At 60.8% G+C, this 21,804-nt stretch carries 21 protein-coding genes and 1 pseudogene; 7 read left to right on the plus strand and 15 right to left on the minus strand.

The window, feature by feature from the left end; genetic code table 11:
- Positions 1-28: 28 nt before the first annotated feature.
- Together GHK62_RS07215 and GHK62_RS07220 are read right to left on the minus strand one after the other, a co-directional pair.
- Complete coding sequence (locus GHK62_RS07215; RefSeq protein WP_153437638.1) at positions 29-1,030, minus strand: nitrilase-related carbon-nitrogen hydrolase; 1,002 nt, start codon at positions 1,028-1,030, stop codon at positions 29-31.
- A gap of 111 nt (positions 1,031-1,141) precedes the next feature.
- On the minus strand, positions 1,142-1,618 hold the full coding sequence (locus GHK62_RS07220) for a MarR family winged helix-turn-helix transcriptional regulator (RefSeq protein ID WP_234886805.1): 477 nt from the start codon (positions 1,616-1,618) through the stop codon (positions 1,142-1,144).
- Positions 1,619-1,896: 278 nt separating this feature from the next.
- Here GHK62_RS07220 and GHK62_RS07225 point away from each other — a divergent pair, with 278 nt between their 5' ends.
- Together GHK62_RS07225 and GHK62_RS07230 are read left to right on the plus strand one after the other, a co-directional pair.
- Positions 1,897-2,937, plus strand: coding sequence for a patatin-like phospholipase family protein (locus GHK62_RS07225; RefSeq protein ID WP_153437639.1), 1,041 nt, complete (start codon positions 1,897-1,899; stop codon positions 2,935-2,937).
- A gap of 3 nt (positions 2,938-2,940) precedes the next feature.
- Complete coding sequence (locus tag GHK62_RS07230) at positions 2,941-4,395, plus strand: GntP family permease (protein WP_184108905.1); 1,455 nt, start codon at positions 2,941-2,943, stop codon at positions 4,393-4,395.
- Here the strand turns inward: GHK62_RS07230 and GHK62_RS07235 are convergent.
- From GHK62_RS07235 to GHK62_RS07260, 7 genes and pseudogenes are all read right to left on the minus strand, one after another.
- The gene (locus GHK62_RS07235; RefSeq protein WP_153437641.1) at positions 4,288-6,072 is read right to left on the minus strand and encodes an MFS transporter; all 1,785 of its coding nucleotides are present in this window, start codon (positions 6,070-6,072) and stop codon (positions 4,288-4,290) included. The genes GHK62_RS07230 and GHK62_RS07235 overlap by 108 nt on opposite strands.
- Positions 6,069-7,103 carry an HlyD family secretion protein gene (locus GHK62_RS07240; protein ID WP_184108904.1) on the minus strand — a complete coding sequence of 345 codons (1,035 nt, stop codon included), beginning with the start codon at positions 7,101-7,103 and terminating at the stop codon, positions 6,069-6,071. Before GHK62_RS07240 ends, GHK62_RS07235 begins: the two co-directional genes overlap by 4 nt.
- A gap of 373 nt (positions 7,104-7,476) precedes the next feature.
- A complete protein-coding gene (locus GHK62_RS35175) occupies positions 7,477-7,950 on the minus strand; it encodes a sensor histidine kinase (RefSeq protein ID WP_420377792.1) in 474 nt (157 codons plus the stop codon).
- 75 nt (positions 7,951-8,025) lie between these two features.
- Positions 8,026-9,558, minus strand: a pseudogene (locus GHK62_RS07245) (MASE1 domain-containing protein); the annotation flags it as partial.
- A 383-nt stretch (positions 9,559-9,941) separates the two neighbouring features.
- The gene (locus GHK62_RS07250; RefSeq protein WP_153437645.1) at positions 9,942-10,319 is read right to left on the minus strand and encodes a response regulator transcription factor; all 378 of its coding nucleotides are present in this window, start codon (positions 10,317-10,319) and stop codon (positions 9,942-9,944) included.
- Positions 10,320-10,333: 14 nt separating this feature from the next.
- On the minus strand, positions 10,334-10,960 hold the full coding sequence (locus GHK62_RS07255; protein WP_153437647.1) for a response regulator transcription factor: 627 nt from the start codon (positions 10,958-10,960) through the stop codon (positions 10,334-10,336).
- Positions 10,957-11,217 carry an ATP-binding protein gene (locus GHK62_RS07260; protein ID WP_153437649.1) on the minus strand — a complete coding sequence of 87 codons (261 nt, stop codon included), beginning with the start codon at positions 11,215-11,217 and terminating at the stop codon, positions 10,957-10,959. Before GHK62_RS07260 ends, GHK62_RS07255 begins: the two co-directional genes overlap by 4 nt.
- 324 nt (positions 11,218-11,541) lie before the next feature.
- On the opposite strand from GHK62_RS07260, the gene GHK62_RS07265 reads away from it, so the two are divergent.
- Together GHK62_RS07265 and GHK62_RS07270 are read left to right on the plus strand one after the other, a co-directional pair.
- The gene (locus tag GHK62_RS07265; protein WP_234886806.1) at positions 11,542-12,036 is read left to right on the plus strand and encodes a response regulator transcription factor; all 495 of its coding nucleotides are present in this window, start codon (positions 11,542-11,544) and stop codon (positions 12,034-12,036) included.
- 547 nt (positions 12,037-12,583) lie between these two features.
- Positions 12,584-13,114, plus strand: a complete 531-nt coding sequence (locus GHK62_RS07270) for a dihydrofolate reductase family protein (protein WP_153437651.1) — start codon at positions 12,584-12,586, stop codon at positions 13,112-13,114.
- A 183-nt stretch (positions 13,115-13,297) separates the two neighbouring features.
- Here the strand turns inward: GHK62_RS07270 and hmpA are convergent, their stop codons facing one another.
- Both hmpA and GHK62_RS07280 read right to left on the minus strand, forming a co-directional pair.
- Positions 13,298-14,512 (minus strand): NO-inducible flavohemoprotein, encoded by a 1,215-nt coding sequence (gene hmpA / locus GHK62_RS07275; protein WP_153437652.1) that lies wholly within the window; start codon positions 14,510-14,512, stop codon positions 13,298-13,300.
- A gap of 19 nt (positions 14,513-14,531) precedes the next feature.
- Entirely contained in the window at positions 14,532-15,212 is a 681-nt protein-coding gene (locus GHK62_RS07280; protein WP_283065082.1) for a TehB-like domain-containing protein, read from the minus strand.
- A gap of 105 nt (positions 15,213-15,317) precedes the next feature.
- Between GHK62_RS07280 and GHK62_RS07285 the strand changes: the two genes are divergently transcribed.
- Entirely contained in the window at positions 15,318-15,737 is a 420-nt protein-coding gene (locus GHK62_RS07285) for an RrF2 family transcriptional regulator (RefSeq protein WP_153437654.1), read from the plus strand.
- A 143-nt stretch (positions 15,738-15,880) separates the two neighbouring features.
- Here GHK62_RS07285 and GHK62_RS07290 read toward each other — a convergent pair whose 3' ends face one another.
- The gene (locus GHK62_RS07290; protein WP_153437657.1) at positions 15,881-16,855 is read right to left on the minus strand and encodes an alpha/beta fold hydrolase; all 975 of its coding nucleotides are present in this window, start codon (positions 16,853-16,855) and stop codon (positions 15,881-15,883) included.
- Positions 16,856-17,100: 245 nt separating this feature from the next.
- Between GHK62_RS07290 and GHK62_RS07295 the strand changes: the two genes are divergently transcribed.
- A complete protein-coding gene (locus GHK62_RS07295) occupies positions 17,101-17,925 on the plus strand; it encodes an SDR family NAD(P)-dependent oxidoreductase (protein ID WP_234886807.1) in 825 nt (274 codons plus the stop codon).
- 235 nt (positions 17,926-18,160) lie between these two features.
- Here the strand turns inward: GHK62_RS07295 and GHK62_RS07300 are convergent, their stop codons facing one another.
- From GHK62_RS07300 to GHK62_RS07315, 3 genes are all read right to left on the minus strand, one after another.
- The gene (locus GHK62_RS07300; protein ID WP_184108902.1) at positions 18,161-18,916 is read right to left on the minus strand and encodes an SDR family oxidoreductase; all 756 of its coding nucleotides are present in this window, start codon (positions 18,914-18,916) and stop codon (positions 18,161-18,163) included.
- Between the two features lie 62 nt (positions 18,917-18,978).
- Complete coding sequence (locus GHK62_RS07305; RefSeq protein WP_153437661.1) at positions 18,979-19,458, minus strand: carboxymuconolactone decarboxylase family protein; 480 nt, start codon at positions 19,456-19,458, stop codon at positions 18,979-18,981.
- 476 nt (positions 19,459-19,934) lie between these two features.
- Complete coding sequence (locus tag GHK62_RS07315) at positions 19,935-20,567, minus strand: response regulator transcription factor (protein WP_153437665.1); 633 nt, start codon at positions 20,565-20,567, stop codon at positions 19,935-19,937.
- Positions 20,568-20,867: 300 nt separating this feature from the next.
- On the opposite strand from GHK62_RS07315, the gene GHK62_RS07320 reads away from it, so the two are divergent.
- Positions 20,868-21,764: a LysR family transcriptional regulator gene (locus GHK62_RS07320; protein ID WP_184108913.1), complete on the plus strand. Its 897-nt coding sequence runs from the start codon at positions 20,868-20,870 to the stop codon at positions 21,762-21,764.
- The last annotated feature ends 40 nt before the right edge of the window (positions 21,765-21,804 follow it).

Genomic DNA, 21,804 nt, shown 5'->3' on the forward strand with positions numbered 1-21,804 from the left:
TCGATTACAATTTGTTGGAGCGGTTTGCTCAGACAATCTCGATGGTCTTGCGCTCATCGGCGGCGGCCCGCAGAAAGTCGATCCTGGACGGGGCGGTTCGCTCGTGAACATGCGGCGCCGGAGTCCGGTCGATCAGCAGGCTCAGCGTTTCGGGGCGGCTGTAGTGGCCAGCCGCATCCATGAGCTTCTTGCGTTGGTCGATCAGGGCAAAGTCGAGATCGGCGATCACTTCGCCTTCGCCCTCCGTGATCGGCTCGCCGATGATCTGGCCCTCCGGATTGACGATGGCGGTAAAGCAACCGCCGGAGATCGGCCCGATGGAACAGCCGGTATCCTTCATGATCTGGGCTTGCTGGTCGGCATAGAGCCACGCGGTGGCGTTGACCACGAAGCAGGCCGATTCGAGCGCATGCTGGCGGATGCTGACCTGCATCTTGTCCGTGAACGGCTGACCGTAAGCCGATCCAGGATACATCGCCGAATGGATCTGCTCGCCATCGGCGATGAGGGCGTAGCGCGCCAGCGGCATGAAGTGCTCCCAGCAGGCGAGTTGCCCGATGCGGCCGACGGCGCTGTCGACGGCGACGAGGCCCGAGCCGTCGCCCTGGCCCCATACGAGGCGTTCGTGATAGGTGGGCGTGAGCTTGCGGCGGCGCTGGATCAGCGTGCCGTCCGCGTCGAAGAGAAGCTGCGTATTGTAGATCGTGCCTCCATCGCGCTCATTGACGCCGATCGAGACCACCATGTTCGCCGCTTTCGCAGCCTCGCCGATCGCCCGCGTTTCGTCGGACGGGACCGTGACCGACTGTTCGAGGAGGCGCTGATGTTCCTTTCCCTGCATCATCTCGATCGCCGACTGTACAAAGGAGAAGTAGGGATAGTAAGGGACGAGGGTCTCGGGAAAGGTAGCGAACCGGACGCCCTGTTTGCCCAGCTCACGAATCTTCTTCACGACTTTGGCGACCGTACCCTCTCGGCTGTACAATACGGGGCTGATCTGCACGGCGGCGGCTCTGACGATGGTGCTCAAGCGATTATCCTTTCAGGTTGAGTTTCGAGTTCACGCCTTATGCTGTATATGCAACATTGGAAATGAGAGCAGTTCCTGGAGGAACATGCAGCGTTGTTCGTCGGGTTTGCGTTAAAGACTTGCGGGTTCGTCGGGAGGAAGGCTGTCAGCCACGCTGACGATGGCGGTGATACCTTCCTCGCCGAGCAATTCCCTTGCCTTCGCCTGCGCCGATCGCCAAGCGGGCGCCGCGATAACCAACAGTTCCTTGCCCGCTTCCGATATGAAGACCGGACGGCTCCGGCCGCCCGCTTCGGAAGGGATCTCCTCGACCCAGCCTTCCGACAGAAGCGGCGCCAGATTGCGCGTGAGCGTTGAGCGATCCTGGTAGTTGGCCCGCCCGATTTCGGCGCGGCTTGCTCCGCCCAGCTTCGCGATCAGCACCAGCAGCGAAAACTGCGAGGCATTGACGCCGTGCGGCCGAAGTGCCTGGTCGTAAATGCCGGTTACGACGCGCGATATCCGACGCGTGCGGGTCATCACGCAATGGCGGGTGACCTCGCCTATAACGCCTGCCTCGGCGGTCGGGGTGTTGCTGCTCGTCATCATGGGGCACTCGATAGTGCATATGCAACACAGAATGATGCATATGCAACGTTCTGTCAACGCCTGCTTCGACGCAGGACGCGACCAGCGGCTTGCCGTCCCGCCGCACAGGCGGGATTTGCGCAGTCTGCAGTTGAGACGACCAACCTGAAGCGGGGGGTCGGCCTGGCGCCGCTGAAGATAGTTTCGTTCGCCCCTGCACCAATACGGTGAGAGGATGACGAGTGCACAATTCTGCGATACTGTTTGTGCGCCGCACAATCTGAAAACAGGCAAGGCTGATGCCGGCAAATGCGAAGGTAACGCAACGGGCCCCACTCCGCGTCGACCTTGCCCTTCAGGGCGGCGGCGCCCACGGTGCCTTTACCTGGGGCGTGCTCGATCGCCTTCTGGAAGAGCCATGGCTGGTGATCGAGGGGATTTCCGGCACCTCAGCCGGAGCGATGAACGCGGCCGTCATGGCGCACGGCTATGCCCTCAACGGTGCCGAAGGCGCTCGCGAGGCCCTGGGGGCATTCTGGCGCAGGGTATCGGAGGCGGCGCGCTTCAGTCCATTCCAACGCGGCCCCCTCGATGTCCTGCTCGGCCGCTGGACGCTCGACCACTCGCCGGTTTTCGTGGCGATGGACATGATGGCGCGGGTGTTCTCGCCTTACAATCTCAACCCTACCGGCGCCAACCCGCTCCGCGCCATACTTGCGGAAACCGTCGATTTCGAGCGGCTGTCGACCAGTCAGACCAAGCTGTTTGTGACGGCAACGAATGTCCGCACCGGCCGCGGGCGCGTGTTCCGCAACGGCGAGCTGACGCCGGACGTGCTGCTTGCTTCCGCATGCCTACCGGCGCTCTTTCAAGCTGTCGAGATCGATGGTGAAGCTTATTGGGACGGCGGCTACGCCGGCAACCCGACGATCACGCCGCTGGTTCGCGAATGCACATCGCAGGACACCATCCTCGTGCAGATCAACCCGGTTGAAAGGCCGGGCACACCCCGGTCTGCGCGCGAGATCCTCAATCGCATCAACGAAGTCTCCTTCAACGCAGTCCTTTTAAAGGAACTGAAGATGATCGCCCTGCTTCGGAAGGTGGCGCAGGTGAAGGATGACGAGGGCGCACGCTGGGCGTCGATGCGGATCCACCGGGTCGCAAGCGACACCATGACCGACCTCGGCTACTCCTCGAAGCTCAATGCGGAATGGGAGTTTCTGACCATGCTGCACAACGAGGGTCGAAGCTCCGCCGAGGCCTTCCTGGACGCCCATGGCGACGATCTCGGCCACCGTTCGTCGCTCGATCTCGATATCTTGCTGGAAGGGATCTGACCCGTGGGGCTTCTCGGCATTCTGATCGGGCTCGGGCTCTTGATCTCATTCGCCTTCCGGGGCTGGAGCGTGCTGCTGCTGGCGCCGGTTGGCGCCTTCGTTACCGCGCTCTTTGCCCGCGAACCGGCGCTGGCGCACTGGACGCTGACGTTCATGAACAGCGCGGCAGGTTTCTTCGCTCAATTCTTTCCGCTGTTCCTTCTTGGCGCACTCTTCGGCAAGCTGATGGAGGACAGCGGTTCCATTACCGCCATCGCCGATTTCATGATGCGGCGGCTGGGAAAGGACCACGCCATCCTCGCTGTCGTCGTCGCCGGTGCGCTGATCACCTATGGCGGTGTCAGCCTCTTTGTCGCCTTCTTCGTCCTCGGGCCGATGGCGCAGGAGCTGTTCCGGTCGACCGGCATTCCGCGGCGGCTGATGCCTGCGGCGATCGTGCTTGGAACGTCGACTTTCACCATGTCAGCATTTCCGGGAACGCCATCGATACAGAATGCCATCCCGATGCCCTTTTTCGGTACGACACCTTTTGCGGCGCCAGGTCTCGGCATCGTCGCTTCCGTTATCATGCTTTGCTTCGGCATGTGGTGGCTTCGTCGCGCAGCGGCGGTCGCACGCAGGTCCGGCGAAGGGTTCGGGGAGGGCGCACCCGCCACACCAGAACGTCTCGCTTCCGACGACCGGCTGCGCGAACGCGCCACGGTCGGCAGGGAATTCGACCCGGCCGAGATCGCACATGGCCAACACGCCGAAGCTGCGCCGTCAATCCTGGTCGCGATACTGCCGCTCGCCGTGGTCGTTCTTGTCAATCTCGGCATGACGCTGTTGATCCTGCCGGCGCTTGATCTCAGGTTTCTTGCGGACGAGCGCTGGGGCGGGACCTCCCGCTCCGCCGTCAGCGGTGTATGGGCTGTCGTGACGGCGCTGGCCGCCGCGGTTGCGACCGTCGTCGCGTTGAACTTCCGCCGATTGCCGACACTGCGCGCGACGATGGACGCAGGTGCCAATGCGTCCGTCCTTCCGGCGGTCGCGGTCGCAAGTCTGGTCGGCTTTGGAGCGGTTGTCGCGGCGATGCCCGCCTTTGCGATCGTACGCGACTGGGTGCTCGGTATCGGTGGAGGACCGCTCGTTTCGATCGCGGTGGCCACGAACACCCTGGCGGCGCTCACGGGCTCCGCCTCCGGCGGCCTCACGATCGCCCTCGACGCGCTTGGAAGCACCTACCTGATGCGCGCCCAGGAAACAGGTCTCGACCCGGCGCTGTTGCACCGTGTCGCGGTCATCGGCGCCGGTACGCTGGATAGCCTGCCCCACAACGGCGCAGTCGTTACCCTGCTTGCCGTTTGCGGCTCAACCCACGGAGAGAGCTACCGCGACATTGTCGTCGTCGGAATTATCGGAGCGATCCTCGCGCTGATCGCGGTCATCGTTTTGGGGACCATTTTCGGCTCGTTTTGATAGTCCCGTGAGAGGGAACGTTGCGACTGAGCAGTCGTCGGGTTCAACCTCTGACGCTGGGTCCTGGCTACGATCCTGCGCTTCTGGCAGCCGCCCAGCGCGCGCTTTCTCGTACCGGGCGATGCCGATCTTGATCGCCACCAGCACGGGCGCGGCGAATACAAAGAGCAGGGCGACTGCGTTGAAGGCCGTGTCGAAGGCGATCACGGTGGACTGACCTGTCACGGCCCGGCCGAGAAGGCCCGTCGCTGCCCGGCCTGCGGCTGCCGCGTCCATTCCTTTCGCGCTCAGCATGGCTGTCGTGGTCGCCAGGCGTTCGATGACCGCGGAGCGCCCCGACGTGACACTGGCGCCGAGCACCGCGACATTGCCGGCGACGTTGTGGTCGATCAGGGTCTGGAGTGCGGCGACCCCGATGAGGCCACCAAGCTGACGACCCGTATTGAAGAGGCCGATTCCGAAGGCGAGATTTCGGCTGTCGAGCTTGCTGAAGGCGATCAGGGTGATCGAGAGAAACAGGAAGCCGAGACCGAACCCGCGCAGCAGGATCGCCGCCATCATGTCATCCGCGCCGCTTTCGCTGGTCGATCCGGAGAGCATCCACATCGAAACCATGATCATCAGGATGCCAAAAGGCACGGTGGCGAACGGAGGAACGTGGCGGACCTGCATGAGAAAGGCGGCAAAGAGGAGTGCGCCGACGAAAAGTGCACCGCTCGGCAACAGCAACTGCCCGGCATCGGTGGGCGTGAAGGCGAGGACGGACACGGCAAACGACGGAATCAAGTACGCGCTCCCGAACAGTGCGGCGCCGGCGACGAAACTGACGATGAAGGCGAAGAGAAAATCGTCCGATTTGAACACGGTTAAGTCGAGCAGGCCTTGGCCCCTTGCCAACACCTGTTGGCCGAGGAATGCCAGCAGAGCGGCCGCGCCGATCACGGCCAGCCACAGGATGCGCGGTTCCTCGAACCAGTCCCATCGGCTGCCTTGGCTGAGGACATAGGTGAAACAGAACAGCGTGATGGAAATCAGCGAGAAACCGATCCAGTCAAACGGGCGGCGGTGTGCGGTCCTGACAGGCGTCGGGCTATCCGCGACCATCAGGAGCCCGGCAGCCGCCAGCGCGACCGGAACGACGCTGAAGAAGATCCATGTCCAGGATTGGCTATCGAGCAACCACCCCTGAAGAGCGGGGGCGATCGTCGCCGGCGCGACAACGGACCCCATCGCAAACAGCGCCTGAAGGATGGGCTGCCGGGATTGCGGATAGGCGAGAAAAATGATCGCCTGGCCGCCGACGAGCAGGGTGGCGCCGGAGAAGCCTTGAATCATGCGCAGTGCAATCAGCAGGTCCAGCTGCGTCGTAAAGGCGGCAACGCCGCACGCCATACCCATGGCGAGCGTCGAGGCGATAATCAGGCTCAACGGATTGATGCGGCTCACCAACCAGGGGACTGCCATGAAACCGATGAGCTTCAGAGCGGTATAGCCGACATCCAGCCATGCGAACTCGTCGGGAGTGGCATATGTGTCACCGATGATGTCGCCGCGTCCGAGCGACAGGACCGTGCTCGCGATCGCCTCGGTCAGCGTGGCCAGCACGATGCCCGCGATCAGAAGGGCTCCTGCCTCAGATCTTCCGCGGGCCGGTGCAACTGCGATGGCCGAGGTCATGGCGCGCTTCCCGTGTCGACCGCGACGCGCGCGGACAGGCCGGGCACGAGGCGGCCGGGCATCGGATTGCTGGCAAACCGGATCTTCACGGGAACACGCTGGACGACGCGAACGAAGTTGCCTGTTGCATTGTCGGCCGGGAGCAAGCTGAAGGCTGACCCGCTGCCGGGTGCAAAGCTGTCGACCACGCCTTCAAGCGCTCCGCTCGGATAGCCGTCGATGGTGATGCGGACGCGCTGACCGGCCTGGATATGTTCGACCTGGGTCTCCTTGAAATTGGCCACGATCCACACATCGTTGACCGGAACGATATCGAGTAGTGGGACGCCGGGCGTAACAAACCGGCCGATGCGGACCTGACGGTTGCCGATGACGCCGCCGACGGGTGCGCGGACCACGGTGCTCTCGAAATCGATCTCAGCGAGATCGCGCGCGGCCCGTGCCTGGGCCACCGCAGCGACGGCCGCCTCGCGCTGGGCGGCAAGGACGGCGATGCGCTGCTGCTGCGCCTCCAGCGTTGCGGCGGCAGCCGACACGCTCGCCTCGGCTCTCGTTCGCGCCGCGTCGCTTTCATCGACATGGGCCTGACTGATGGTGTTGCTGCGGATGAGTTCGCGGCGGCGGTCATAGGCCTTGGTCGCCAGGTCCAGCTCCGCAACGGCGGAACGCCGCTGAGCCTCGGCCTGCCTGATCATGGCATGCTGGAGCTCAGTCTCCGCATCGACATTGGTGAGGTGCGCCTCGGCGGCTGCGACGTTGGCTTCTGTCTGCGCAAGGCGCGCGCGATAGTCGCGATCGTCGATGCGGAACAGAACGTCACCCGTGCGGACCGCCTGATTGTCCTTGACCTCTACCGCCGTGACATAGCCCGCGATCTTTGGGGCGAGCGAGGTGACATCCCCGCGGACATAAGCGTTATCGGTCGACGTTGCGCCGCTGGAACGGGCCCAGGCCCAGCCGGCCGCCACGACGACCACCGCCCCGAGGCACAGCGCCAAGCCGACGACCTTTTTCTTGTTGAGTTGCGCCACGACGACCTCCGGTAATGTGCGTTACCATCACATTTACGGTAATGGCTGTTACCAGTCAAGAGGCTGCATCGTCCGTTGAGATCACGGGCGTTGTTTTGCCTATGTTGGCAAGAAGCGTAATGGCTGAAGAGGTAGCCGTCGACTATACAAAGGTTGGCAAGTATTGCGCCGGGATTCAACAGTTTAAAATCTGGGGTTGCAGCGAAACAATGCGGTTGGAAAGTCTATGGGGAGCCCTTCTTCAAGCCGCTACCGAGCTCTTCTTCGAGCAAACCTGTAACGCTAGGAATTACCGCATGCTGCATCGATCGAAGCGAACTCGCCAAGAAGCAAGGAAAAATTCGAGCTGATGATTGCCTGTGCAGGCACGGCGCTAATGCCCCTGGCGATCGGGAGATTGAAGGGCGTGACCTTGATGGCCTGCCGCAAGGACGGCGGTCGCTTCCGCCGGCGCGTCGACCGGCAGCGTGAAGATAAATCTCGCTCCGTGCGGTTCGTTATTCTCCACCCGTAACTGACCGCCGTGGGACTCGACGATCGAGCGGCAAATTGCGAGCCCCATGCCCATCCCGTGCTCTTTTGTCGTGAAGAACGGCTCGAATATCCTGTCGGGAAACGCGACGCCGGGGCCGCGGTCACTGATTTCGGTCTGGACGAGATCCCCGATCCGGCGCACGCGTATTCCGAAAACCCTGTCGTCCGCGGAAGAATCCATCGCATCCATGCCGTTGCGGATGAGGTTGATCAGCACCTGCTGGATCTGGACGCGATCCAGCATGACGAATGGAAGGTTGCTTTCGACATCAACATCCATACGAACGCGCCGCCGCGCCGCCTCCTCGGCCATGAGATCGCGCGCTTCGGCAATGACGCTGGCGAATGTCGTGCTGGTCCTCGTCTCTCTGGAGTGCTTGAACAAGGCACGGATGTGGCTGACGACGTCCGCTGCCGAGTTGGCATCCTGGATGATACGCTCAATCCTCTTTTGCGCCCGCTCCATGTTTGGCGGGTCGGCGGTGAGCCAGCGCTGGCAGGCGTGTGAGTTTGCTACGATGGCCGCCAGCGGTTGGTTGACCTCGTGCGCGATGGACGCGGAGAGTTCGGCAAGGCTCGCCGCCTGACTGGCGCGGGCGAGGTTCTCCTGGGCAAGCCGCAAGTCATCCCGAGCACGGACCTGATCTTCAATATCGAGGCAGACGCCATTCCATTGTACGATCGCGCCGTCGCCATTGCGCATCGCGGCGGCTCGCATTTCAACCCATCGGTACTCGCCGTCGAAGCGACGTAGGCGATGCTTCTGCGCATAGGGTTCGCCGGTGGTCAAAGAGTGCGCGAACAGCTTTTTTACCGCGGCCAGATCGTCCGGATAAATGATTGCGTCCAGCACGTTGGCGAGGCGTGAGCTGTCGGCGACATCCTTGTCCTCGACGTCGAAACCGACGAAGCCACGCAATTGCTGGCTGAAATATATGGGCCTACCGTCCGGCGCCGCACACCAGATAAGCGCAGGCAGGGTCTCGACGAGGTCTCGCAGCGAGCGCTCGCTTTGCCGCAATCTGAGCACCGCAAGTTGGTGTTGCCGGGATATGGCGGCGACGATGAGCGCCGATAGTGCCGAAATGGCCAGGAACAGCTGCAGCATGATCTGCCTCTGCCTCTGGGACTCGGGATCGCCGGCAAATTGGCTGACGCCGGAAATTGTGAACACCGCAGTGATCAGAGCGAGGACGATCAAGGTGACGGCGGCGCCTCTGAGCTCAAAGCGCACTGCCGCCCAAAGAAGAGGCGGCATGATGATATAGGCGAAGGGGAGATAACCACTCAAGGAAAGGGCGGCGACACCGAGAAAGATCAGCCCGAGGACACTGGCCTCGATCCATCGCGCGGCCGAGAGCCGGGAATTTCCATGCCAGTTCTGGAATACGTCCAGCGCCAACGGCGCCACGATCAAGACCCCGGTGGCGTCTCCTATCCACCATAGTGGCCAAGCCGCCGTGAAGGTCTGCGACAATATGCCGAACCACGCAAGTGTCGCACTTCCGACTGTCGCGCTTATGGCTGGCGCAATTCCAGCACCCAATACGACGAATGCGAGAACTTCCTTCAAGCTCTCCAGGCGAACCGGGCGCCCGCAGACCCGGGTCACGAGCCAAGCGCCGGCCATCGCTTCAAGAGCGTTGCCCACATACATCAGGATGGACGCAGGCAGCGGGCTATGGAACCACAAGAACTGACCGATCAGTTCACCGACGCAGCCCGCCAGCACCCACCACGGCCAGCTCGGTGCGGAGGCGAGCATAAGCGTAGCCATGAAAAGCCCGCCCGGCGGCCATATTGAAATGCTTGTTCCGGGTACGATCCCGAGCACATTTGCGAATGCGCAGCCCAAGACATAGGCCGCCACAAAGAGTGCCAGATGCAAAAATCGAGGCCGCTGCAACCAGACGCTCATCATTGGTTGCTCCCACCGGACAAAACAAGGTCCCGGACTTCAGCGCTTCGTATGGCGCTCGTCCTCGATATCCGGGATGGAGAAATCGCACCCACGCCTTACCCCCCAAGGCCCGAGCCATACCTGGAAAATTCAAGTGTCGCGCGGACACCTGTGAGAGCACTCGCTCCCACTCGCGCAACGAGGAGCCCGGTTCTGTTGAAACACGCCGATGTCAACCGACGCAGGGAACCATCCGGTGACGTAGTTTTTGCTGTTGTGAGACGGTTCATTTGTACACCGCATGGCGAGTTTAATGCAAAGAAATCGTTGGCATGAGAGCTAACCTCTCGGCTCGATTGCCCCGGGCCGAGATCGGTGGCGCATTCCGCTCTGGCAGCTCGCGCTCACGGTAGGTTCTCTTTTCCAGCCAGGGCCTCGCCGATCGCTGCGAGCAGCGCTTGCCCGTCAAAAGGCTTGCGGAAGAACCGGTTGTGCTTTGCCTCCTGCGGCTCAGGGATCTCGTGGCGGCCGGTGATCAGGATCACCGGCAATCCCGGGCGCATCTCGCTCATCACGCGCCTCAGTTCGAAGCCGTCCATGCCGGGCATGCCGACGTCGGTGATCAGACAATCAATCTCCGGCACCGCATCGCTGTTCAAGAGGGTATGGGCCGACGAGAATGCCCGTACGGTGTGCCCCGCGGACTCAAGAAGATCCGCAAGCGAATCGAGCACGCGCCGGTCATCATCGACGACCGCCACCACGCCCTTTGAGTTGGACATACGCAAGAATTTCCTCAACGTCTGGAACGAATGACTGGAACTTGCAATTTTTCCGCAATTCGCACCAGATCTGCAAGTGAGCTTGCCTGCATCTTCTGCATGATTTTGCTGCGGTGCATTTCAACCGTGATCTCATCGATGTCGAGCTCGGTGGCCGCCTGTTTGTTCGGAAGACCGCTCACCACAAGCGGCAGCACCTCGCGCTCCTGTGGCGTAAGTGCCGCCAAGCGGCGTTCGAACTCGGTCAGTTCCACCCGTGCCGCTCGTTGAACGCGGTCCCGGTCGATCGCCGCCCGAACCACCGCGACCAGTTCGTCCTCACCGACCGGTTTCCTCAGAATGCCGACAACGCCGCCCCCAATCGCAAGCTCCGACGCTGAAATGTCATGCCCCGTAAGGAAGACGATTGGGGGATGAATGTCCCCGGACAGCTGCTTCTGAAACTCGAGGCCGTTGATGCCGGGCAGCCCGACGTCGAGGATCAGGCAGGCCGGGTCATCGGGCCTCGCATAGACGACGTAATCCGCAGCGACGGCGAACGTCACGGCCCGCCATCCCAGCGACTCCAGCAGTTCACCGAGCGCCTCGCGCACCCTGGCGTCGTCGTCCACCACGAAGACCATTTCCTCGCGCCGGCTCATGCTGCCTCGCCCGCCTCGTCGTCGGCCATCCAGAGGCGCCCCCCATGAGAGTCGATGGTCGAACGGCATATCGAGAGCCCCATGCCTATCTCTTGCTGCCTCGTCGCGAAATACGGCTCGAAGGCGCGCTCGGCGCCCTTGAAACTGATTCCGGCGTCGGGAACCTCCGCGCGAGTCGCGTCCGGGAGCGTATCTGGAGCGCACGCGCCGTCGACAACTGCGTCCATCACCTCGATACCGTCGCGGATCAGATTCATCAACACCTCCCCGCCTGGTGGACGGCCGCCTGGAGTGTGCGGCCAGTATTAGACAACCTAAACTTTCGTTTAGTCTGAATACGAGTCTCGATGTGGTAGTTTTGCAATGAGACAGAAGGAGGATGCCCCGGCGATTTACGCGGTTGGAGTTTGGAGTACGTTGACCGCGTCTTCCTCGCTATGGGAGGCGATCGTACCATGCGCTGAACTATAGCGGACAACCAACGCCAGCACTCGAAGCGTGCGGGGTGTTAAATGTCAGGATTGGGACTTCCCGAGGGCAGAGTTGAACGTAGTATCGCATCTTGAAGTGCCGGAGACCTGTTGCAGGTTCCGGCCTGGGCAAAATTCAGTTTTGGCCAGCACAAGTCGCAGTTCGAGGGATTAGCCTTCGAACCAAGTAGTTTCCGAAGTAGAGTTAGGTTCTTGAGTCATTCATGCACCATCGCTGTTATTGATGACGATGACGCGCTCCGCGAGTCGATGAAGGATATGCTAGAGTCGCTGGGCTACGAAGCCATTGCTTTTTCGTCGGCGTCGGAATTCCTCGCGTTTCACCGCCAATGCCCAATTCACTGCATTGTCTCCGATGTCAAAATGCCAGGTATCGACGGCTTGCAGTTGTTGGAAATATTAAACAGCAAGGGTGTACAAACGCCGTTCATATTCATGACGGCGTTTCGTGATCAGCGGTTAACCACGGCTGCCCGGCAAGGGGGCGCTCGTGGTGTTCTATCAAAGCCCATCGACTCAGATCAACTGGTTGCGATGCTTGAGTCGGCAGTCGGCGGCGACGACTGCGGTGAGGGCACGGACTAGCCGCTCACTTCCGGCATCAGAGCAGGGGGCGCAGACCTCCAAACAGATGACTGCACGGCGCCCGTAGCTACGCCGTTTGTCTGCGAATGACATGAAAAATGGCCGCCCCTTCGAAGGTGAGGGGCGGCCAAGCCGGCTGCACCGCGGCGGGGGAGGGGGAAGGACTTGCCGCCCTAGGACGGGGAGGGGGACCCATCCTTGTGGTCAACCGGTGCATGCCACGTTGCTAGAGTACGTAGAAATGCATGCGTGCGTAACTAGACGTTGGTATGGAATCCCGAGAGCGACACTCGCCACCATCCCGTGAATGTCTATTTCCGGGTGGCAACGGGCTTCCGGTTATTCGTCGCACCGACGACGCGGCCCGCAATATGCGGGCCAACTTCACTTTCTGCATCACGCGGGTCATACTAATCGTGAAGACCTACTGCATGTTTCCTGAAATCCTACTCGATTCAAGGACGGAAATTGGCAGCAATTCAAGGTGCTAGCGTCCTTTGCGCGCCTGATGAGACGCGCGGCGCTGCAGGGGTGGAGATTTGGGAGCATGGCGAAGCTTGTCTTCGGAATGAACCTGTCCCTAGACGGTTACGTCGACCACCAGGAATTTGCGCCTGGCCCCGCCCTCTTTCGTCACTGGATAGAGCACGTGCGCGACCTGACCGGCAGTGTGTACGGTCGCCGCATGTACGAGATCATGCGTTATTGGGATGAAGACCGTCCTGAGTGGAGTGAGGAGGAACACGAGTTCGCGGCGGCGTGGCGGCGCCAACCGAAGTGGGTCGTGTCGCGCTCCTTGAAGTCGGTCGGCCCCAACGCCACACTTGTCGAGGATGACGTCGAGGCGGCGGTCCGTGCGCTAAAGGCTCGGCTCGTTGGAGAGATTGCAGTTTCTGGACCAAATCTGGCACGAAGCCTGACCGATCTTGGTCTTATTGATGAGTATCGACTCTACTTCCACCCCGTCGTGCTTGGTCGCGGTACGCCATACTTTGCCGCCCCACGGCCGCCGCTCCGCCTTGTTTCCAGCGATCGCGTTGGCGAGGACACGGTTCGGCTGATATACGTCCCGGCTTAGTCGCGCTGCTCGCCCGATGCACTACGCCGATGCGTCAGGTCCGCCTTTGGGCGGAAGCCGCCCTTCGCGACCCATCGGCGGCGCCCCTTTTTGGGGTATGCGGTCCAGGAGTCTTTATGGGCATGGATTTGAACCTTCACAGCACGACGGAACCGCCGGGGCCGTGAGGCCCCGGCGGAGCTGTCAGGCGGCAATCTTTTCGTCCGCAGGCCCAAAGATCTCGAAGTGAACGCGTTCGCTCGGAACGCCCGCGCGGGTCAGATCACCGACCAAGGCGCGCAGGAAGGGCTTGGGGCCGCAGAGGTAAAAGTCCGCCGACGCGAAGGGCGTATTCTCCCTCAGCCAGTTTGCCGTGATGAAGCCATCATGATCGTGCGAGTAGCCCGCCGCATCTGCCGAGCCCGGCTCGCTGTAGAATGTCCGGACCGTGACGCCGCCGTGCGTTTTGGCGAGCGATCGCACATGGCGATCCATCGCGTGCGTCGAGCTGTTCAGCGCACCGTGGACGTAGTGGGCCTCCAATTCCGGGTAGTCCGAGGCGATCGCTTCCAGCATACTCACCATCGGTGTGAGCCCGACTCCGCCTGAGAGGAGCACGACCGGCCGGCTCGGTTCATCCGGAAGGAAGAAGTCCCCCGCGGGGGGAGTAACCTCGAGCACGGTGCCGATCTCCGCGTGGTCGTGCAGAAATTTCGAGCCGCCCTGACCGTGCTCCTCACGCTTCACCGAAATCCGGTAGTACTCGTCATTGGGACCGCTGGAAATCGAGTAGTTGCGCTTCACGTCGGATCCGTCGGCGAGGCGGAAGCGGAAGGTCAGGTACTGACCCGGCCTGTGCCTGACGACCGGCTGGCCGTCCGTCGGCCGAAGTATGAACGACGTGACGACGTCACTCTCCTTCCGCCTCTCGGCGATCGCGAATGTTCGCCATCCATTCCAGCCGCCCGCCCTTCTATCAAGATCGGCGCGGATCTCGGCTTCGCGCTCCTTCAGCACGTCGGCAAGGAACCAATATGCCTCGCCCCAGGCCTCAAGCAGGGCGGGAGAGGCGGCGTCTCCGAGAACGTCTCCGATCGCCGAAAGCAGTGCCCTGGCCACGAACGGATAGTGCTCGGGCAGAATGTGATAGCCGATGTGCTTGTGCGCGATGCGTTCGATGGCAGGACCGAGAACCGCGAGGTTTTCGATATTCTCGGCGTATGCGAGGATCGCCGCCGCAAGCGCGTGCACTTGCGATCCCTTCTCACCCTGATTGGCGTGATTGAAGAGTGCCCGGATGTGTTCCTCCTGAAAGAGCAGCGTGTACATGCGCTTGGTGATTTCAGCGCCATGCGCGGCAAGCGCGGGTGCGCTCTGTTTCACGAGCTCGATTGTCTGCGATGACAGCGGACGTGGCATAAGGGGTCCTTTCTTTCTCTTAGCTGATTTCAATGCCTGGATTGCGATCGTAGAACTCGATCTGCAGATTGACCGGCCCCGCAAGCTCCAAGCGATGCGGAACTTCGGGGGGAACGATCCCCGGTCTATAGCGATCAAGAAGGATCGCCTGTGTCGCGCCATCGGCGCGATACCTCACTGCGCCGTCGTGGACGCGAATTACACCCCAGGTTCCGGATTTGAGCGCATGCGACCGAAGCAGGGCTTGAGGCAAAGAAGCCTCGTCGAACGCCGAGGTGATCCTGTACGGCGTGGTCGGCCCTGCCGTCTTGGCCGGCTGCCCCGAGTATGCTTGTGACGCCTCAGGACGAATGGCGCGCGACAGCCGCGATGCTATACGTGTGGCTTTGGCTTGCATCTCAATCGCCAAATGCTGCGGCAGCATCTCGGATGTCGTCAGGCGCCACAGAGCCAGCCAGCGATCGAACATTTCCGGACGGATCCGTTCGGCGTGGATCATGTGCATGGAGACAGGATTTCCTTTGTACCGGCCTGTCGTCAGCATCACCGACGACCAGAACTCCGACAGGCGGACCAAGTGCTCGTCCCAATCCGCGACGACGGCAAAGACTGGTCCAAGCTCGGCGTCGGCTCTCACGCGCTCGTAAAACCGCGCCAGAATTTTCGGAATTTCGCGCTCGTCGAGTTTTTCTCTTTCCACCGCAAGCCTCCATAACATGCTTCTGAGATACATCTATTGCGCCGCACAAAAAGATGCTATTGAAATGCATCTTTATCGGGCAGGCGTTTTGACGCAGGTGGGGAAATGAGGCTCACGCGATATACGGACTACGCGATCCGGACGCTGACTTACCTGGGCGCGCGGGAACCCGCCGTGTGCTCCATACGTGAGATTGCGGATGCGTTCGACATCTCGCAGAACCACCTGATGAAGGTCGTGCAGGATCTCGCGAACGTCGGCTTCATCAAGTCGACGCGCGGACGAAATGGTGGGATTCAGCTTGCCAGGCCCGCCGGCGAAATAAACCTGGGGGACCTGCTGAGGCATACGGAGGGTTTGACGGACCTTATTGAGTGTTCCGGCTGTGTGATAGCTCCGGCCTGCAGTCTCCCACCGATACTGTCGGAAGCAACGAGAGCCTTTGTCTCAGTGTTTGAGAAGTACACCATCGCCGATCTTCTGCGACGAAGACGCGACCTCCAGGCATTGCTGCAGGCGGCATAGCGGGCCGTGAGGGGGAGGGGGCCGGTGATTGATGGCTCGATCTCGACCATGTGGCAGATGTCGAGGCAAAATGCACGTTCCGTTTACAGGCATTTCGGAAGCCCCCAGCGATGCTGGGGGCTGTATTGCACGGCGCATCGTATTTAAGCGGTGATAAACTCGAGGATGTCGCGGTTGATCACGTCGGCATGGGTCGTCGCCATCCCGTGGGGAAGCCCCTTGTACACCTTGAGCACGTTGTTGCTGAGAAGCTTGGCGGACAAGAGGGCGGAGTCGGCGACCGGAACGACCTGGTCGTCATCTCCGTGCATGACGAGTACCGGCACATCGATGGTCTTGAGGTCATCGGTGAAGTCAGTCTCCGAGAATGCCTTGATGCCATCGTACTGGGCCTTGGTGCTGCCCGTCATTGCCTGCCGCCACCAGTTCTCGATCACAGAGTTTGACGGGATCGCGCCGGGCCGATTGTATCCGTAGAACGGTCCGCTTGCGAAATCCCGGTAAAGCTGGCTGCGGTTCTCCAACAGTGCCCTCCTGAAACCATCGAACACTTCAATGGGCAGTCCGCCGGGGTTTTCGGGCGTCTTGACCATCAGCGGGGGGACTGCGCCAATGAGGACCAGCTTGGCCACGCGCCCATTGCCATGGCGGGCGGCATAGCGGGCGGCTTCGCCACCCCCCGTCGAGTGACCGACGTGGATCGCATTGCGAAGATCCAGGTGCTCGACCACGGCCGCGGCATCGCTGGCATAATGGTCCATATCGTGGCCGTCGTTTACATCGCTTGATCGCCCATGCCCACGTCGATCGTGAGCGACGACGCGATAGCCCTTCTCCATGAAGAAAAGCAGCTGTGTGTCCCAATCGTCGGAGCTGAGCGGCCAACCGTGATGAAACATGATAGGCTGCCCGCTCCTCGGGCCCCAATCCTTGTAGAAGATCTCTACGCCGTCGGCGGTTGTGACTCTGTTTGCGCGCAATGCGCGGCCCACCGCCGGAGACGCGGGGGCGGCCGAGGCTGTTGTGGCCGACGTCACGGGAAGAGCCGCTGCGGTGGCGAGGCCGAGCCCGGCGGTCATTACGCCACGGCGAGTGGCCTGGGTGCTATTGGAATCCATTGCTTTCTCCTGCATCCGCAAAAATGGCGTCGATGCGTGTTGGATGGTTTTCGTGCTCGAGGTCGTTGAGCGCTTGCGAACATGACCGCCCAGGCTCGCCGGCTGAAGCTGTACATAGGTTTGGGTACCGGGTCTGTGTGCGATCGCGATATCATTCAAGACAAAGCGGCAAAGGCGACGTGCCATGTGGATAGCTAATAAAAACCTCCGCTTGTGATAGATCAGTCCGGCTCCTGTCAGCAGGAATGAAGAGTACGTCGTTCGTTTGGCAAAGATCAGTTGTCGCCAATGACGACCAAAATCCAGTGAAATTAAGAGGTTTAGTGATGCGCGATCTAGTCGCAATCGTTACGGGTGGCAGTTCCGGCATCGGCCGCGAAGTGGCTATTACTTTAGCAAAGCTTGGAGCTCGTGTTCTGATAACGGCACGGCGTCAGCCGGGAATTGATGAAGTCTGCGCCCAATCGGAAAATATCAAAGGAATTGTTGCCGATGTAGCAAAGGCGGCAGATGTCCAGCGGACGGTTGAGGAAGCAATCGGTCTTTGGGGGAGGGTGGATATTCTGATCAACAACGCCGGAGCAGGTGGCATCATGCCGCTTGGGGACGCCACGGAGGAGCGCATAAAGGACATCTTCGCTGTCAACGTAGTGGGCCCAAGTCTGTTGGCCGCCGCAGCCCTTCCGCACCTGAGCGGCCGGGGCGGAACGATCATCAACATCTCCAGCACCTATGGTCACAAGGCTGCTCCGGGCTTCTCGCATTACGCCGCGAGCAAGGCAGCGCTCGAGCATCTCACGCGTTGCTGGGCGCTTGAGCTTGCACCCCATGGAATTCGCGTAAATGCAGTTGCCGCCGGACCGACGGAAACCGGCGCGCTGACGGGGATGATGGGACTGACTGCCAAAGAAGCGGAGGACGTCAAGGAGTATGAGCGCAATCTCATCCCCTTGAAGCGGCGCGGCGCACCGCAAGACGTGGCGCAATGGATAGCAATGTTTGCGAACCCGGACACGGCATGGACGACTGGTCAAATTCTGTCGGTAGATGGAGGGCTCTCGGTCGTCTGAGGTTGCGCTGATTTGGTCTGAGGGCGACGGCTGAATTGGCGAGGGGGTGTAGCGGTCCCCTCCGACCCCCCCGGAGGCGCCGTTCGTGCGGCAACACGGGAACGAAAACGGCTGGCCGCGAATCTTAGTTGTCGCGGCCAGCCTCTTGCTGTTTCCAGGTATTAGTGGCCCATTCTGCGGTGAGGAGGTGCCGGTCGCCCGGCACGTCACCAATGCTCTCGTCACGTGCTCCGCTTTACTTCGGCTGGGCCGCCATGGCAAACCACTGTTCGAACGTAATGCGGCCAAGGCGCGGGCTTTTGTCCGAAACGAGAGAGTTGTCCTCGAGGCGGGCTCCGAAATAGCGTGCTTCCGGATCTGCCACGACCTTTCTCGGATCGTTCATCTTCTTCAGATAACGCTCCACCAATCCACTGAGCTTCATACGATCTGGGCCGGCGATTTCGACGATTCCATTCTGCGGCTTGCCCAGTGCCACTTCGGTCATGGCGTCCGCGACGTCGTCCGATGCGATCGGCTGTATGAAAGCAGGCGACAGGTGCACCGTGTCACCGACGGTGCCGGATTGGGCGATGCCGTTGACGAACTCCATGAACTGTGTGGAGTGCACAATCGTGTAAGGAATGCCGGATGCCCGGATCAGCTTTTCCTGCGCCAGTTTGGCGCGGAAGTAGCCGCTTTCCTGCAGGCGTTCGGTGCCGACCACCGACAGAGCGATGTGGTGCTGCACACCAGCCACTTTCTCTGCAGCGAGCAGGTTCCTGCCCGAAGTCTCGAAGAACTCAAGTACGGCCTTGTCCTCGAACGATGGGGAGTTTGCGAGATCAAGGACCACCTCGGCATTCTTAAGAGCGTCGGCGAGCCCTTCGCCGGTAATCGTGTTGACGCCCGTATTTGGTGCCGCAGCGATGACTTCGTGGCCGCGCTTGCGCAAGCGGTCGGCAGTCTTTGAACCGATCAGGCCGGTCCCGCCAATAATTACGATTTTCACAGAAATATACCTCCGGTTGCAGATCAAGTCGCGTTTGGAGTCGAGCGGTCGAGAGCAATGATCTAGTTCAAGCCGGCCTTGTCGAGGCCAAAGGCCTTGTCGGCTGATCCCGGCACGGCCTTGAACCCGATGCTTGCGCGGTTCCAGGCATTGATGGTCATGACTGCGAATGTGAGGTCGGAAATCTCTTTCTCGGAGAGCTGACCGCGGACACGCTCGTAAATGTCATCGGGAACACCGCCGACCGGCAGGTTCGTCAGTACTTCCGTCCAGGCCAGCGCTGCCCGCTCGCGAGGTGCAAACAGGTTGGACTCACGCCAGATCGCAACATGGTGGACCCGCAATTCGCTTTCGCCATGGATCTTTGCTTCCTTGACGTGCATGTCGAGGCAAAAGGCGCAGCCGTTCAATTGGGAGGCACGGATCTGCACCAGGTCTCGCGTCTTCTGGTCGATGACGCTGTCGTTCACTGCGGCGCTGAGCTCCATCAACTTCTTGAAGAGCTCGGGGGACTGCTGTGCGTAGTTCAGGCGCTGTGTCATTGAAATCTTACCTTGCTTGTTCGCCAATGGATGCCGGCCACGCCGGCACGTGGGAGATGGAACGCCACGAATAGTAGTTTGAACGCCCCTCCCGCGGATCCTAAACCTTGGTTTAGGATCCAGTTTGAGCCACTCGCGGACACGAGATTTGCGGCGGCTGGAGCAACGATTACGGGGATTTTATCTCTTCTATCTCCCGGCGGCGACACCCCCCTCTGCCCTGCCGGGCATCTCCCCCACAAGGGGGGAGATCCGCAAGAGGCGGACTCTTCACTCCCTCTTTTCGAGAATCGCGAACCTCGCTTCGGAGCTGGTGGTGGACACGGCGGTGTCTTCTGCCAATCTCCCCCCTGGTTGGGGGATGCCGGCAGGGCAGAGGGGGGTGCCACAACAGGCCGCGTGTCGCGTCGAACGGGCGTCTTTAGAAAACGGGATGCCGAGCAATTGTTCTCTGACGGTTGTTCACCACGCCAGGATCAGATGAGCTCCGATTTTTTCACCAGGTCGGCTAGCGAGCGGGCTTCCATCTTTCGCATCACGCTGGCTCTGTGAATCTTGACCATGATCTCGCTGATCCCAAGCTCATAGGCTATTTGCTTGTTCATAAGGCCGTCGGTGACGTGCTGCATCACTTCCTTTTCCCGGGGCGTCAGTGTCGACGCTTTCTGCTTGATAGCGTTCCTGACGACGGCATCCTGTCGTTTGGACCGGTCCGTCTCGAAGGCCCTCGCTACTGCACCGAGCAGTTCTTCATTGGTGAAGGGCTTTAGCAGAAAGTCTACCGCACCGGCTTTCATTGCGCTCACACTCATGGGCACATCGCCATGGCCGGTCACGAAGACAACTGGAGTTTGGCATCCCAGATCCTCCAGCCGGGATTGAAACTCGATGCCACTCATCCCCGGCATGCGAACATCCAGAACAATGCAGCCGGATGTATTCAAGGATCCATTCTCGATGAAATCCAGAGCATCGCGGAAAGAACATGATTTGATGCCCACAGATTCAAAGAGGTCGGTCATGGAGAGACGTATTTCAGCATCGTCGTCAATCACAATCACGGCTTGTTCTTCGACTGGCGCGTCTTCGATTTTGCGTGCGGCAGACATGTTGCTGTCTCCTCGAATGCGGGAACGATAGCCCGCATTCTGCCTCGAATTGCCGAGGGAGGCACTCTGTTTCAAGGTATAGAATGGTTTAGGCCGCCCGCGTTTTTGGCCGTAGCGAGCAGAGGCTGAAGAATGCGCAATTGAACGTCCAGGATTTTGAATGATCGGCGATTTCACTGCATTGTCCGCGGGTTAGGCGATGCGGCACTCGCTTGGCTCCAGACCACGGCGCATTGCATCCTCGACAATCGGGCTCGTGCGTGCCTAGTTTGGCACAGCATTTGTGCCGGGATGTCCGTAATGATTATTGGTGATAAGACCGCCGGTTTATCGGCCTTTGTTTTGACCGTAGAGACCGGCTCCTTCAGCGCGGCTTCCAAGCTCCTGGGGACCACCCCATCCGCGGTCTCAAAGAGTGTAGCAAGATTGGAGCAGCGCCTTGGAGCCAAGCTCTTCAGGCGTTCCACGCGATCGCTCACGCTGACCGTCGAAGGAACAGCCTATTACGAGCGAACCGTGCCGTTGCTCCGGGGCCTTGAGGATGCCGAGGAAGTGGTTCGGTCGGCTTCCGCAGCTCGCGGCACGCTGCGCGTAACGATGCCGAGCGAGCTCGGAAGAATTTTGATGGGCGCGTTGACAACCGATTTCCTGCGCGTCCACCCGGAGATAAGGCTGGAGGTGGGGTGGGCGGATCGTCCAGTGGAATTGATCCGCGAGGGCTACGATCTGGCATTGCGTGCCGGTGCGCCCATTGACAGCGAACTCAATCTCCGCACGCTCGGCGAACTGCCGATGGTCCTGGTAGCGTCGCCGGAGTATCTGAGCGAGATTGGACGTCCCGTTTCCATCGAACAGCTCGGCCGCGCAAATCATTTGCGCTACATCCTCGGCGGGCGACCTTTTCTCATCCAGTTCCTGGATGGTGAGACCATCGAGCCTGAGGGCCGTCTTGATCTGGATAGTGGCTTCGCGCTTCGGGCCGCCGCATTAAACGGCTTCGGAGTGGCCTATCTCCTGCGTTGCGCGGTCGAAGCCGACATCCGCGCGGGCCGGCTGGAAGTCGTTTTGCCCTCACGCCCCCTCAAACGCGTGCCACTTCATTTTCTTCATGCATTCGGCAGGACGCCGCCGTTGCGCGCACGACTGTTCATGGACTTCGTGGCGGAACAGATCAAACCGTACCTTCATGGCCAGTGAAAGTTCCGATGACGCCGGAGTAGCCGGTTGTCCTCGCGCT

The sequence above is a fragment of the Sinorhizobium terangae genome (genome assembly GCF_009601505.1).
Classification (GTDB): Bacteria; Pseudomonadota; Alphaproteobacteria; order Rhizobiales; family Rhizobiaceae; genus Sinorhizobium; species Sinorhizobium terangae.